Raw genomic sequence first — 14,076 nt, 5'->3', positions numbered from 1 at the left:
GTCCATTATTATAATTCTTTATGATGTCATAGCCTATTATGTATATGATCCGGTCCTAGGGACCGGATTTTTTGTTTATATAGAGTAAGTATGTCAGATTGAAGCCTGCTAATCTTTTTCATCGGCAGATGCACGGTTGATCTGATCCGCCACTTTATCGAGGCGCTCCAGTTGGTACCCGTAATCATAGATAGCTGCTGCAACAACAGATAACCGCAACTGCCCTAATTTCTCAGCGTCATAGCCCTCAATTGCCTGCTGCAGAAATCTGTCATTGTCCTCACCAAGCGGCTCCGAGTCACTTGAACCCGGCTTCAGCTTGTCCTCGAATTTGAGCAGGATATACTCATGGTATTTAATCAGCTGCTCCAGATGCCTGTCGAACAGCTCATCGGTCCGCTCCGTCCGTTCTGCCTGGAAATAGTGCCGGTCTACAGCCTCCAGCACCTCATACCCCTTCTGCAGGGAGGACAACAGATTTTTGTACATCACCATTTGCCGGGTTTGGCTGTATTTGGCTCTCCGCAGCTGCTTCTGCTCTTCTTCAAACAGTCCATACTTATCTGCCAGCGCTTTAATCGAACCCTCCAGCGCATGTTTCTCGTCGCGGAAGACACTCTCTTTCATCTCATGCGATACTGCAGTCCGCAGCAGCAGCGACAGGCTGGTGAACACGCTCTCGATCTGCTGGATGTACTGCTTACGCGGTTTTGGCGGAAAGACCGTAATATTAATTAAAAATGCCGATACAATTCCTGTGAGCGTAAGCAGAAAGCGGGTCAATGCAAACTGCCACTGCCCCGAAGCTTCCATGACGGAGATTACTGTAACGAGTGTCAGTCCGATCGTATCGGCACGGTTCATCTTCATGCTGATCATAATTACGAGGATACATACCAGCCCAACTGCGATGGGCTCATTGGACAACACCATCCCCCCCAGCAGCGCGATGACTGCCCCCATTGTGCTGGTCTGTATCTGGTCCAGGAAGTAGCGCCATGATCGGTAGATGGAGGGCTGCATGGCAAAGATTGCTGCAATCGCCGCACCTACTGGAGAAGTAAATTGTAACAGTGCAGATAGATAAAGTGCGAGTGTGACAGCCATTCCTGTCTTGAGTATGCGGGCGCCGAAGGCCAAAATCATCCCTCCTTACTATTTTATTAACATCTTGTATGTATATCCTGCAGAACTTCAGTCAATTTCTAATAGGGTACAACCACTATTACCCATGGAGAAGGCCGGCGAATTTTTAGTATGGCTTAAGCTGGCTTTCAGAATTCTTTCAGCTTCCGGGGAATACTGTGTACTGCAGTACCTATAACGATCACAAGAGGTGAATCATGAGCAACAACATTAAAAGAATAACAGCCTTTGCCGCAGCCGTGATGCTCAGTCTGGCTCCAGCTGCTGCATTTGCAGACAACGCTGCCGGAAGCACACCTTCACCTGCACCGGACAGCATTCATGCGGTAAAGGAACATTCCTCCCATCCACATCATGTGCGGGGCTTTAAAGCCGGAGGTTATTTTATTCTGAATGAATCGGCCAAGCTGCTTGAGATCGACCGTACAGAATTGATCCGCAGTTTGAAAAGCGGTAAAACCCTCTACATGCTGGCTAAGGAGAAAAAGGGCTGGACCGAGGAACAATATATTCAAAAACTGAGCGAGGCCGCCAGCCTGAAGCTGGATGAGTCCATCAAAGACGGGCAATTGACATCCGACGAAGTCCAGAAGCTAAAAGCCGGACTGCCTGCTTTGCTGAAGCTGAGCATTGCCAATGCGTCAAGTGCACATCAAGCCAAACCCTAATCGTCCAAAAAAGGAAAACCACCAAACATCAAGCGGATACAACGCAGGTCTACCTGCGCGTATCCGCTTGATTATTTGTTACGGCAGATTTGCGCTGTCGTGAATTCCGGTAGGCTTCAAATATACCGATGGACAGCATCAGCCACGCACCGCTTGCAGTATACCCTCCGATCACATCACTCGGATAATGCACACCCAGATAAATCCGGCTCCACCCGATGCCGCCTGTCATCAGAACCGTAAAACAAATCAGTAAAAACCGTTCACGGTGCCGCCGCAAATGCCGCCAGAGCAAATAGGCGATCACACCATATAAGGAAAAGGCACCCATGGAATGCCCGCTGGGAAAGCTGTATCCCGCCTGCTCAATCAACCGGTGAATATTGGGGCGTTCCCGGTGAAACCACAGTTTCATCATTGTATTCAGCAGCTGCGAACCTAATGCAACCCAGAGGAACAAAATCAGCTCCAACCGGTGCTTCAGCAGAAAGAATAGCAACGCCATCGTCAACAGTGAGATGCCGATCGCCAGACTGGAGGAACCCACCAGTGACAATCCTTTAGCCAGCGAAGTAAGTGCAGGAGATTCTGCAGATTGGACAATATGAATAATATAGGTATCAAAGGAAGCCGTCTTGTTCAGGAATACAAGCGTCGCAATCACACTGAATCCTAACAAAAACCATAAAAACCGGCGAAAACCTCTGGACCAGTACTGATAATAAAGCATAACTACCTCCTTGTCTAATTCAGCGCCATCCACCACATTTCCAGGAAGAGTCTTTCCCGTGTTATAATTGGCCTGGAAGTCAATTCATAAAAAAGATGGAGTGCTGCCAAAGTGGAAAGTCTAAAATTACAGGAACGTTTGTTGAACCAATGTATTTCAACAAAGGTCCCCGTGACGATTTTTACAACCAACGGAGTTAAAATGCAGGGAATTGTGACCTCATACGACGCTTACACGATCACCTTGCACGGACAGGGTGACGGCAGGCAAAATGTGCTCTTTAAATCGGCAGTTTCCACGGTTGTGCCGCTTAAGCCCGTCTCACTTAAATAACAAGCCATTTTACATCCCCACTAACCACCATTACGTTACAGCCTTAATTCAAAAGGAACACCGGAGCAATTCCCCGGTGTTCCTTTTGTCGGATTTAACCCGAATGAAGTCCACGTAACCGCTCTGTCTTGTGATAACTTACGAGATGAAGAATACAGCAGGCTTAACACATACCGGCTTTGACACCTCTGCTGTATTGCCTGTGAAGCTAAGGCGCCCGCTGGCAGGATCGAGGGAAAATACCACCAGATTGTTCCCGTCACGATTGGCAACAATCAGAAATGCTCCGTCAGGGGTCACAGTAAAGTGGCGCGGATGGCCGCCGCGTGTAGACACATGCTCTACCCACGTAAGCGCAGCCGATTCGGCATCCACAGCATAGACCACAATACTGTCATGCCCGCGGTTGGAGCCGTAAAGGTAACGGCCGTCCGGTGACAAAGATATTTCAGCGCAAGTGTTCTCCCCCTTATAATCCGCTGGCAGAGTCGGCACAGTTACGACCGTATGCAAGGTTCCCGCAGTGCTGTCATATGTAAACGAAGTAATCGTGGAATCCACTTCATTGATAACATAAGCAGATTTGCCGTCCGGGTGGAAGCTAAAATGCCTTGGACCTGCTCCCTTGTGCAGCGGGGTTTCGTCATGAATCTCGAGCGTCTGCTGCTCCCGGTTGATCCGGTAGGAACGAATCAGATCGAGCCCGAGATCAGCCACAAACAGGAAACGCCCGTCTGGACTGAATACGGACGAATGCGGATGCGGCCGGTCCTGGCGTTCCGGATGCGTTCCATGTCCGGTATGCTGAGCTGTATCCGTAAGCGCCAGCGGCAGCCCTTGCTTATCGAGCGCTACAAGACCGATACTTCCGCCATGGTAACTGCATACAACGATATATTCGTTCTCCAGATCTCTGGAGATATGACAGGTGGTGGTTTGGGTTTTGCCTGCGGCAGGCATCGTTGGAATCCGCTTCAGTTCGGTCAGCTTGCCTGTCTGTGAATCAATGGCGAAGGAGACAACCTCGCCTTCCTTGCCGCCTACCCGATTCCCCTGTTCACCAATGGCATACAGCCGTTGTCCCGAAGCATCAACATTAACAAAGGTGGGATTCGTGATACCTTGCACCGTATTCAGCAGTTCCAGTGTACCCCCTGCCTCCCCGTTGAACTCAAACACCTGAACTCCGCTCTCTTCCGCACTTGCGTAGGAGCCAGTAAACAGTAACAGTTTAGTATTCTCATTCATCTCGGTATTCCTCCTCCATGGTTCCATAACTATAGTATCATCTAAACTGCCATTAGTTTTAACGGCAGTCATCTTTATAATTTACAATTTTTCAGCGTCTATGACAAATGCAACGTAAAAAATGACAAAAAACATTTCAAAAATAAGCCTTCTCAAATCAGATTGAATATGATATAATGAAAGCGCTAACATCAACGTACATTTTTATAAAGGGGGAACACGAATGAGCAGCCTGCTGGAAGCCAGAAACGTATATGAGGACTTCGAGGTGGAGACGGACATTCTGTTCTTTAAAGTCGGAGATCACGACTTGGTCATTTTTCACGGCAGAAACTACAACATTAAAAAGAGAATGACTGCCGAGCAACTGAATCGTTTATTATCCAATGCCAGCTATTATCATGTGTACGGAGGCTGCTACGTTAATCTGAACAAGATCAGCGCGATTGAGGACGACTGTATCTACTTCGGTGAAATGGGCCTGTACGCCAAAAATGTCCGTGTTCCCAGACGGAAGCAGGAAAGTATTCGACATCTGCTCAGAGGCCTCAGCTCCTAAGCGGATACACTCAGAGATATACGAATACATTCTTATCTCTTCTACATAAACCGGAAGCGCGTGGTGCAACCATGCAACTCCGGTTTTTCCTTTATTTTCTCGCTGAAACGGATACCATCCTTTTGAGGACGGCGAAGCCGTTTCCACTTGTATTAATGGAATCTTAAAAAGTAAATATACTTTTTTATACTTTCTTAAGGTTTGGAATCCTGATTTCTGGTAAAGTTGTAGAAAGACAGGCAACACCTATATTGAAGGGAGTCATTAATTATAATGGACAAAAGAGATTTGGGCGAAAACGAACACCAGAACAACAATGGAACAACGGAGGAAAGCAACGCTTCCGTAAACAACAATGAAGGGTTAGTCCAAGAGGCAGCATCTACTTCAGCAACCGGTGATGTCAACGGTTCTGAAACACCAGTGTTTAAAACTGCTGAACCCGCTGAGACACCTGTTGTTAGAGAAACTGAAAGAAATGTTCCAGTAATGAACAAAGTGGGCGCTGGAGCTCCTCCACCGTCATCTTCCCCTAAAGCTGGAAAGGGCTGGATGATCGCTTCTATTGTACTTGCAGCTGCGCTTATCATTGTACTGATTAAACCGCCTTTCCAAAAAGAAGACAACAAGACGGCTGTTGCAACCGTTAATGGAACCGACATTACGAAAGCTCAGCTTTACGATAAACTGATTGAAGCCGGCGGTGAAGCTACACTGAAGAACCTGATCACAACTACCCTTGTGGATCAGGAAGCTAAGAAAGCCAACGTCACCGTTACCGATGAAGACCTCAATGCGGAGATTGAAGATCTTAAGACTCAGCTCGGCGGTGAAGAGGCCCTGAACGCTGCTTTGTCACAGAGCAATATGACCCTCGATGATCTGAAGAAGCAAATGCCGATGCAAGTGAAAATCCGCAAGCTGATTGAACCAAAAGTAACCGTTACGGAAAAAGATATTTCCGCTTATTATGATGAGAACAAAGCTTCCTTTAACCAGCAAGAAGAAGTCCGGGCTTCCCATATTCTTGTAGCCACCAAAGCGGAAGCTGACTCTATCGTCAAGCAGCTCAAGGACGGAGCGGATTTTGCCAAGCTGGCCAAAGAGAAGTCTACGGATACTGCTTCCAAAGAGAACGGCGGCGATCTTAACTTCTTCAAACGCGGTGATATGGTTGCTGAATTCTCCGATGTGGCCTTTAAGCTTAAAGTCGGTGAAACCAGCGGTGCAGTAAAGAGTGATTTCGGCTACCACATTATCAAGGTAACCGACCGCAAGGAAGCAAAGGAATATACGCTGGAAGAAAAGAAAGCAGAAATCGAAAAGACCCTTAAAGCAAAAAAGGTATCCGAAATGTCAAACACTTGGCTGTCGGAGCTGAATAGCAAAGCAAAGATCACCAACTCGCTCACTGATGCCAAAGAATCTGCACCTCCAGAAACAAGCGCAGAACCTTCAGCAACTGAAGCACCCCCTGCCAAATAAGGCAGTTCGCAATATTTAACAGGACAAGCTTACCCACAGGAAGAGGACCAGGCGGTTAACCGCCTGGTCCTCTTCCTGTCTAATGATTTTTTTTACGGATCTGCTTATCGTGATTTTCGCCCCACTCTTTTGCTTGGGCTGTAGCAATCGAGATGGCTCGCCCTTCCTCATAACCTTCTTCCAACAGGGCATTGGCTATCTCAATCGCCTTGTTGCGTACAGGCGCCATAAAATTCTTAAGGGAATCCGGGTAATCATCCTTGTTCCACGGCATAATGAAAACCTCCTTGATTAGGCTATAGTAATTATTAGCCCGGACAAGGAGGTTCTAAACATCTCTATTGGATGCTTATTTAAGCACTTTTACACGGTCTTCAATCGGTTGGAATTCTTTCTCGCCCGGAGCAGTAGCGATTTTGCCAAACGGCATTTGGGCGATCAGCTTCCATTCTGCAGGTATGTCAAAGGTTGTTTTCACTTCATCGTCAATTAGCGGATTGTAGTGCTGCAGTGACGCGCCTAGGCCTGCTTCTGCGAATGCTGTCCATACCACAAACTGCAGAATCCCGGAAGACTGGTTAGACCAAACCGGGAAATTATCGGCGTACAGGGAAAAATTCTCCTGCAGGCTCTTTACCACTGTTTGATCTTCGAAGAACAATACAGAACCATAGCCGGCTTTGAAGGAAGCCAATTTTTGAGCGGTGCCTTCAAACTGTTCTGCCGGAACAATCTTACGCAGTGTTTCAGTAGTAATATCCCATAGTTTATCATGTTTGTCGCCCAGAAGAACCACTGCTCTGGAGCTTTGGGAATTAAATGAAGTTGGGCTATGTAATACCGCCGCTTCAACGATCTCTTTGATTTGTGTATCGGAGATCGGGGTTTCTTTGCTCAGTGCATATATGGAACGTCTTTCTTTTACTGCTTCCAGAAAATTTTTAGACATAAAATAACTACCTCCGTTTGTTTAGTAACTAACTTTTCTAAATCATAACACTTTTATTCCACGAATACAATACTATTTCACAACTTTTTCCTGCTTCTTCTCTTTTCACCAACACTTATTGTCGCTGGAATCCCTTTATTTATACCCTCTCCACTATTTTTCTATAATCACCTGTACAGGTTTCGAAACATCGCCTTACTTTCCGATATACAATTCCGCTAGAAATAAGCTACAATAATTCAGCAAAAGTGCAGAAGGAAGGTTTCAACCATGAAATTATTGTCTCTGAAGTACCCCTTTCACCTAAAAAACACTACGACTTGGGCCTTATCTATATTGCTGGCAGCGTCTTTAGGCCTCAGCGGATGCAAAGACACAAAATTGCCACCATCTTCAACCTCCGCTCCGGCTTCTTCAGAACAAAGTACGGAACCGGTATCCTTTTGGGTGGCTACCGATACCCACTACCTGGATAAAGCGCTGGAAGATGGCGGAACAGCTTTTCAGTCCTATGTGAGCGGCGGCGACGGCAAAATGCTGCCTTACAGCGATGAGCTTGCGGAAGCTCTGATCTATGATGTGCAGCAGAAGAAACCGAAATTTCTTGTTCTCAGCGGCGATCTGACCAATAATGGCGAAGCAAGCAGCCATAAGGAGCTTGCAGAGAAGCTCAAACGTATTGAGAACATGGGTACCTCTGTGTATGTTATTCCCGGTAATCATGATCTGTTCAACCCTTGGGCGAGATCCTTTGAAGGGGAAAAGCAGCTTGTTGCAGAGCATATCACTGATAAAGACTTTACCGGAATGTACGGAGACTTCGGATATAACGAAGCCTTATCCCGGGACAAGAACAGCCTGAGTTATTTCGTAAAGGCTGCGCCGGAACTATATCTGCTGATGATTGACAGCAGTCAATACAACAACAACGAGAAATACGGCTTTCCGCAAACTGACGGGCGTATTCTTCCAGGTACGTTCTCCTGGATGGATGACTGTGTAAAGCTGGCGGCTGAGCAGCATGCTTCGATCATTACGGTGATGCACCATAACCTGCTGAGCCACACCTCGATGTCCGTTTCAGGCTTCAAGCTGAACAACAGCCAGGAAGCAATGAAGATGCTGCGCCGCAGCGGGCTGAATCTGGTACTGTCCGGGCATATTCATATGCAGGATATCCGCCGTGATCCACCCGTAAGTGAAGAGAATAAGGCAGCTTCTCAAGCATTGCCGGTATATGATATCGCTACAAGTGCTATGGCAGTGAATCCCCATCAATATGGAGCTATGACCTTTGATCCAAGCTCCCGCGCTGTAACCTATCATACGGCTGCTGTTGATGTGGAGGGTTGGGCCGCTGCATCTGGAATTAACGATCCCCATCTGCTAAACTTTAAGACATATGCAGAAGAAACTTTTGCCGGATCATCCTACACTAAGGCGATGAATAAGCTCAAAGAAACATCCTTTACCGAAGCAGAAAAGCAGTCGATGGCTGAGGTAATGGCCAAATTAAATGTGAATTACTTTGCAGGAACAGCAGCCAGTTCGATTGATGAGATTAAAGCCATGCCGGGCTACAAACTGTGGGAAGGCATGGAAGGCGGCTTCATGTCCGGCTATATCCGCAGCATGGCCGAGAATCAGGAACAGAGCCATACATCACTTAAGATTGTCCTCACCAAACAATAGGAACCTTGTGCATTTTCACTATAATTCAAAAAGGCCGGAACTCCTATGTACAGGAGCTCCGGCCTTCTCTTCTATTGCTTCACAATTGCTTAAGGACGGTGGATGTCAATATAACCGTACTCATCTACTTTAACAGTAGCATGCAAAGCTTCCGCCAACAGACGGAGTGGCACATAAGCATCACCGTATTCGTCAACGAATACTGGTTCTGAAATCTTCACTGCCTTACCGTTGATCAAGACCTGTGCAGAGCCTACCTTGAACACGACAACGTCACCATACACATCATCGGTAACATTAATCGCCTTGTTCACAGGATCCCATTTCACCACTGCATCCAGATCCTCTGCCAGGTAGCGCAGCGGAACATACGTTGTGCCGTTTTCTACAATCGGATAATAGTAATCATCATCCGGGGCAATCACAATATCTTTGGCTGTAATGCCAAAATCATCCTTCAGCAGTTTGTATACTGCAGAATTCTGATCAAAGCTTCTCAGCGTCTGACCCGGTGTAAGCTGGGTTTCGGAGAGGTCGAGTGCTCCCTCTTTACTGATGGCATCGGCTGTCACAGCTCCATTTACATTCCAGGTCTGGGTTTCTGCTTTAACCGAAATGCTCTGAAGCGGCAGGTCTTCACTAGCCGGAAGTGCTACCTTCAGATCTAGGTTTTGCTTGCGGATATGGAATCCGCTGTCCACGAACAGATCCACTTGCAGTTTTGTATCCTTGCCGAGAATGGTGTTCAGCTCAGGAGTTGACTTATACAGGTTCTTCACCTGATTGTCGTACACCAGGAGAAGAGCATCCACCGCCAGCTTGGCGGCATCATGTGCTACTGTTACGACACCTTCTTTGTCATTCAACGGGATATCACCCAGTCCGAAATCGCTCAAGCCTTCTTCCATTCCGGATGCCTTAAGAATCGGGTACAGATAATCATAGAGGCCGCTGATCAGCGCAGTAAATCCTTCCGTATCTTTAGAAACAGATTTCAGGAAGCTTTTCACTAATGCGGGCAGCTCGTCACCTGTAATTTCCGTATGTAGCTTCGTAAGGTTCAATTGCTGACCATATACGGCTTCGTTTACGGAGGATACGTTAATTGCACCAGGGTTCGGAAGATTCTTCACCACAAACGTTGTAAGGAGCTTGGAAATCTCCTGTGCTTTTGTCGGATCAAACCCTTCCACACCTAGTTCTTCTTCATAACTTTCAAGCGGGAAGTAGAACGGCTGCTTTGCCCCTTCCGCTGTAAACACTATGGCTTCTTTATCCATAAACAGTGTGAATGGCACTGTCAATTTCTTATAGCCAACTGATCCGGCAGCAGATACATTGCCGTTGTCCTGCAGTTTTACATGAGCAATATTAACGGAAAAAGAATTGATAAGATCTACCATCTCCTGATCCTCGGCGCTGATTCCAGCGGCAGGTACAGCATTCAAGGAAAAGGTTGTGCTGGATTCAGAAGACTTAACATCCAGATCCCCTAGTAACGCCTTATTGACGTCAAGTCCGCCGACCGTCTGACAGCCCGCCAGAATCAGCAGCAGTGCGAGAATCGGGAGTAACCACTTGGTTCTTGCTTTCATTTTCTTCATAGCATGTCTCCTCTTACGTTTATTTTTGTGATCTATCCATCAACTCAAAATGAGGAAGGATTTGCATAGGGTACGCCATCATTTGGTAACCAGCTATAAAGTTAACAAACCTCGCCAATCTATAGTTACCCAATTCTGGAAAAACAGAATCTTTACCAAGGCGAGCACCGCTAAATGTGCCGGGTAAAAGGACCACCATACCCAGCGCGGAATGCGTTTTTTCTCCAGAAACCCCCATACTCCCGGGGTCAGCGCAATGATCAGCGTAGGCACAATGCTGACCATCTGGACCTGCCAGCCGCTGTAGAACAGGTAAAACCCGTTCAAAACAAAATGGGCCAGAACTAGCCAATAGGAACGCGCGTAGCGGAAAATCAGCACCAGCAACAGACCGTAGGCATTATAATCGAGCGGAAGAACATCCATTAGAAAAACCGCTGCAATTACCACAGGAATGCCAAACCAAAGGCTAGGTAACTTATCCAGGATTACAAGCACAATAGCAGACAGAAGCAGAGTAAATACTACATTCCAGCCCCCGGGATCCAGCGCCAGATTATATGGCACCTGTGCAATCAACGCAATCCAGAGAAGCCGCCGCAGATATCTGGCCCTTGATGATGTATGTATATGCCCTTGCACCAGTCCGTAGCAGTAAATTGGAAAAGCAATTCTTCCTACATACCGCCAGGCAAGCTCTCCCGGAAAAAAAATATAGCCGATATGGTCGATCAGCATAGTCAGCATCGCGATGATTTGCATGTCTATCCTCCTGGTTCATAATCTACATTATATATAGCTACTCATCAAGAAGTCTTTTCTATTGTAAGGTACGGATACAGATATGAACAGCCTCTTCTTTCCAACTATGCCAAAAAGAGCCCTCCCCGCAACGGTTGCGGGAAGGGCTCAATGACAATACATCCTTAACTACGCCGTTTTCGACTTGTTGTAAATATCGAACCCAACGGCCAGAAGAAGCACAAGCCCTTTAATACCCTGCTGCCAATCGACGCCCAGGCCAACCAGGGACATACCATTGTTCATGACGCCCATTACCAGTCCCCCGATGATCGCACCCACCACTGTGCCGATTCCGCCGGAAGCAGAAGCTCCCCCAATGAAACAGGCCGCGATGGCGTCCAGCTCAAAGTTGGTTCCGGCTTTGGGAGTGGCAGAGTTCAGGCGGGCGGCAAATACCAGACCGGACAAGGCTGCAAGTACGCCCATATTGACGAATACCCAGAAGGTGACGCGTTTAGTTTTGACACCGGAGAGGCTGGCCGCTTTTTCGTTGCCGCCCAGCGCATAAATATGCCGGCCCATCGTCATATGATTCATCACAAAGGAGTAGATCGCAATCAGCACAAGCAGGATGACGAGGATATTTGGAATCCCGTTATATTGAGCAATCACGAAGGTGAAAAGGTTGATTACAATCACCAATGCTCCGGCTTTGGCGATGGACAACCAGACCGCAGACTGCTCAAAACCGTATTTCTCAGAGATTTTACGGGTTCTGAATTCCTGGTACACCACCAGAACGGAAAGAATGATGCCTACAATAAGGGTCAGCACATTCAGCGAACCGCCGCTCACGATATCGGGGACGAACCCGGAACTGATTTTTTGGAATGTCTTGGGGAACGGGGCAATGGACTGCCCATTCAGTACAATCATCGTCAAGCCGCGAAACAATAACATTCCTGCCAGAGTGACGATAAACGCAGGGATTTTGATATAGGCAACCCAGAAGCCCTGCCAGGCACCAACCAGCGCACCCATCAGCAGTGAAAGAATGACAGCAAGTACCGGATTCAGCTGCATGTCGACCATCATTATCGCTGAAAGCGCCCCGATAAATGCTGCCACCGATCCGACGGACAGGTCGATATGTCCCGTAATGATGACAAGCACCATCCCGATGGCCAGAACCAGGATATAGCTGTTTTGCAGAATCAGATTCGTTACGTTCAGCGGCTTGAGCAAAATGCCGTCGGTGAGGATTTGAAAGAAAATTGAAATAAAGATCAGTGCAATGATCATGCCGTATTGGCGGATATTCTTTTTGAAAATCCCACTAATGACTGCCATGCGGTGTTGCCCCCTTGCTTCGTGTCATGTACTTCATTAACAGCTCCTGCGACGCATCCTGCCGCTCCACTTCGCCGCTGATCCTGCCTTCGCACATCGTATAAATCCTGTCGCACATGCCGATAATTTCCGGCAGCTCGGAAGAAATAACCAGCACTCCCTTACCTTCCGCAGCAAGCCCGTTGATGATTGAGTAAATCTCATATTTCGCACCTACGTCAATGCCTCGTGTAGGTTCATCCAGGATAAGGATATCCGGCTGCGCGTAGATCCATTTGCTGAGCACCACTTTTTGCTGATTGCCGCCGCTGAGATTGACCGTTTTTTGCAAAATGCTTGGCGTCTTGATGTTCAGCTTCCTGCGGTATTCCTCTGCAACGAGCACTTCCTCATTCTCATTAATGACACCCCGGCGGGAAAGCTTCCGCAAATTGCTGAGCGAGATGTTGCGCTTGATATCGTCGATTAGAATAAGCCCGTACTGCTTGCGGTCTTCGGTTACATAAGCCAATCCGCTTTCTATCGCTTTATTGATGTCGTTCAAATGCACTTCCTGTCCATGGATGTAGATCTGGCCACTGATCTTTTTGCCATAGGACTTTCCGAAGACACTCATCGCCAGCTCCGTACGCCCGGCTCCCATAAGTCCGGCAATGCCGACAACTTCCCCGCGGCGGATATGAAGATTGATCCCATGGAGCATTTTGCGGTCAGCCTGTGTAGGGTGATACACTTCCCAGTTACGGAGCTCAAAGATCGTTTCGCCCAAATCCGGTGTCCGCTCGGGATAGCGGTTCGTAAGATCACGTCCGACCATACCTTTGATAATGACATCCTCGGTTACTCCATCCAACTTCATATCCAGTGTCCGGATCGTTTGGCCATCCCGCAAAATCGTTACAGAATCCGCTACCTTCTCGATTTCGTTCAACTTGTGTGAGATGATAATTGAGGAAATCCCCCGTTTTTTCAGTTCCAGGATCAAGTTGAGCAGGTTCTCGCTATCATCCTCATTCAGTGCCGCCGTCGGCTCATCAAGAATGAGCAGCTTCACCTCCTTGGAGAGCGCTTTCGCGATCTCCACGAGCTGCTGCTTGCCGACGCCTATTGTTGATACTCCGGTAAAGGGTGATTCTTTTAAGCCGACAGTCTCCAACAGTTCTTTGGTTTTTACCGTCGTTTCGTTCCAGTTAATCACCCCATGCTTTGCCTGCTCATTGCCGAGAAAGATATTTTCCGAAATAGACAGATACGGAATCAACGCCAGCTCTTGATGAATAATGACTATACCCAGATTTTCACTGTCCTTGATATCCTTGAACTGGCAGACTTGGCCTTCGAATAAAATATCCCCTTCATATGTCCCATGCGGATAGACACCGCTCAGCACTTTCATCAGCGTTGATTTCCCGGCTCCATTCTCCCCGCAAAGCGCATGGATCTCGCCAGCCTTGACCTGCAGATTCACATTCGAGAGCGCTTTGACGCCGGGGAACGTCTTCGTAATGCTGTTCATCTCCAAGATATAGTCACTCATTGCTTTCACCCAGCTTTCAATAGTCACTGTT

General features: G+C 47.5%; 14 protein-coding genes. 5 read left to right on the top strand and 9 right to left on the bottom strand.

Annotation, left to right across the window (positions count from 1 at the left end):
• Window positions 1-108: 108 nt before the first annotated feature.
• The gene (locus NST07_RS14030) at window positions 109-1,140 is read right to left on the bottom strand and encodes an aromatic acid exporter family protein (RefSeq protein WP_341092510.1); all 1,032 of its coding nucleotides are present in this window, start codon (window positions 1,138-1,140) and stop codon (window positions 109-111) included.
• 203 nt (window positions 1,141-1,343) lie between these two features.
• Here NST07_RS14030 and NST07_RS14025 point away from each other — a divergent pair, with 203 nt between their 5' ends.
• Window positions 1,344-1,814, top strand: coding sequence for a hypothetical protein (locus tag NST07_RS14025; protein WP_342481752.1), 471 nt, complete (start codon window positions 1,344-1,346; stop codon window positions 1,812-1,814).
• Window positions 1,815-1,863: 49 nt separating this feature from the next.
• Here the strand turns inward: NST07_RS14025 and NST07_RS14020 are convergent, their stop codons facing one another.
• Window positions 1,864-2,544, bottom strand: a complete 681-nt coding sequence (locus tag NST07_RS14020) for a phosphatase PAP2 family protein (protein WP_341092506.1) — start codon at window positions 2,542-2,544, stop codon at window positions 1,864-1,866.
• Window positions 2,545-2,655: 111 nt separating this feature from the next.
• On the opposite strand from NST07_RS14020, the gene hfq reads away from it, so the two are divergent.
• Entirely contained in the window at window positions 2,656-2,877 is a 222-nt protein-coding gene (gene hfq, locus NST07_RS14015) for an RNA chaperone Hfq (RefSeq protein ID WP_038590687.1), read from the top strand.
• A 138-nt stretch (window positions 2,878-3,015) separates the two neighbouring features.
• On the opposite strand, the gene NST07_RS14010 is transcribed toward hfq, so the two are convergent.
• Window positions 3,016-4,125 carry a lactonase family protein gene (locus NST07_RS14010; protein WP_341092504.1) on the bottom strand — a complete coding sequence of 370 codons (1,110 nt, stop codon included), beginning with the start codon at window positions 4,123-4,125 and terminating at the stop codon, window positions 3,016-3,018.
• A gap of 223 nt (window positions 4,126-4,348) precedes the next feature.
• On the opposite strand from NST07_RS14010, the gene NST07_RS14005 reads away from it, so the two are divergent.
• Both NST07_RS14005 and NST07_RS14000 read left to right on the top strand, forming a co-directional pair.
• Window positions 4,349-4,684: a hypothetical protein gene (locus NST07_RS14005; protein WP_038590681.1), complete on the top strand. Its 336-nt coding sequence runs from the start codon at window positions 4,349-4,351 to the stop codon at window positions 4,682-4,684.
• A 273-nt stretch (window positions 4,685-4,957) separates the two neighbouring features.
• Window positions 4,958-6,169 carry a peptidylprolyl isomerase gene (locus tag NST07_RS14000; RefSeq protein ID WP_342481751.1) on the top strand — a complete coding sequence of 404 codons (1,212 nt, stop codon included), beginning with the start codon at window positions 4,958-4,960 and terminating at the stop codon, window positions 6,167-6,169.
• 79 nt (window positions 6,170-6,248) lie between these two features.
• Here the strand turns inward: NST07_RS14000 and NST07_RS13995 are convergent, their stop codons facing one another.
• Entirely contained in the window at window positions 6,249-6,443 is a 195-nt protein-coding gene (locus NST07_RS13995) for a hypothetical protein (RefSeq protein ID WP_038590676.1), read from the bottom strand.
• A gap of 75 nt (window positions 6,444-6,518) precedes the next feature.
• Window positions 6,519-7,118 (bottom strand): nitroreductase family protein, encoded by a 600-nt coding sequence (locus tag NST07_RS13990; protein WP_342481750.1) that lies wholly within the window; start codon window positions 7,116-7,118, stop codon window positions 6,519-6,521.
• Between the two features lie 270 nt (window positions 7,119-7,388).
• On the opposite strand from NST07_RS13990, the gene NST07_RS13985 reads away from it, so the two are divergent.
• Entirely contained in the window at window positions 7,389-8,810 is a 1,422-nt protein-coding gene (locus NST07_RS13985; RefSeq protein ID WP_341378345.1) for a metallophosphoesterase, read from the top strand.
• Between the two features lie 89 nt (window positions 8,811-8,899).
• Here NST07_RS13985 and NST07_RS13980 read toward each other — a convergent pair whose 3' ends face one another.
• The 4 genes from NST07_RS13980 to mmsA form a co-directional block, all read right to left on the bottom strand.
• Window positions 8,900-10,414, bottom strand: a complete 1,515-nt coding sequence (locus NST07_RS13980; protein WP_341092491.1) for a copper amine oxidase N-terminal domain-containing protein — start codon at window positions 10,412-10,414, stop codon at window positions 8,900-8,902.
• 93 nt (window positions 10,415-10,507) lie between these two features.
• Window positions 10,508-11,176 carry a TraX family protein gene (locus NST07_RS13975; protein ID WP_341092488.1) on the bottom strand — a complete coding sequence of 223 codons (669 nt, stop codon included), beginning with the start codon at window positions 11,174-11,176 and terminating at the stop codon, window positions 10,508-10,510.
• A gap of 168 nt (window positions 11,177-11,344) precedes the next feature.
• Window positions 11,345-12,508 (bottom strand): multiple monosaccharide ABC transporter permease, encoded by a 1,164-nt coding sequence (mmsB, locus tag NST07_RS13970; protein WP_341378344.1) that lies wholly within the window; start codon window positions 12,506-12,508, stop codon window positions 11,345-11,347.
• Window positions 12,495-14,045, bottom strand: coding sequence for a multiple monosaccharide ABC transporter ATP-binding protein (gene mmsA, locus NST07_RS13965; RefSeq protein ID WP_341092483.1), 1,551 nt, complete (start codon window positions 14,043-14,045; stop codon window positions 12,495-12,497). The genes mmsB and mmsA overlap by 14 nt, the downstream gene beginning before the upstream one ends.
• Window positions 14,046-14,076: the final 31 nt, after the last annotated feature.

Origin of the sequence: Paenibacillus sp. FSL L8-0340, assembly GCF_038593145.1 — a bacterium.
Lineage (GTDB): Bacteria > Bacillota > Bacilli > Paenibacillales > Paenibacillaceae > Paenibacillus_AQ.
The sequence above is the reverse complement of the archived record's forward strand: the minus strand, read 5'-3'. Positions and strand labels throughout refer to the sequence as shown.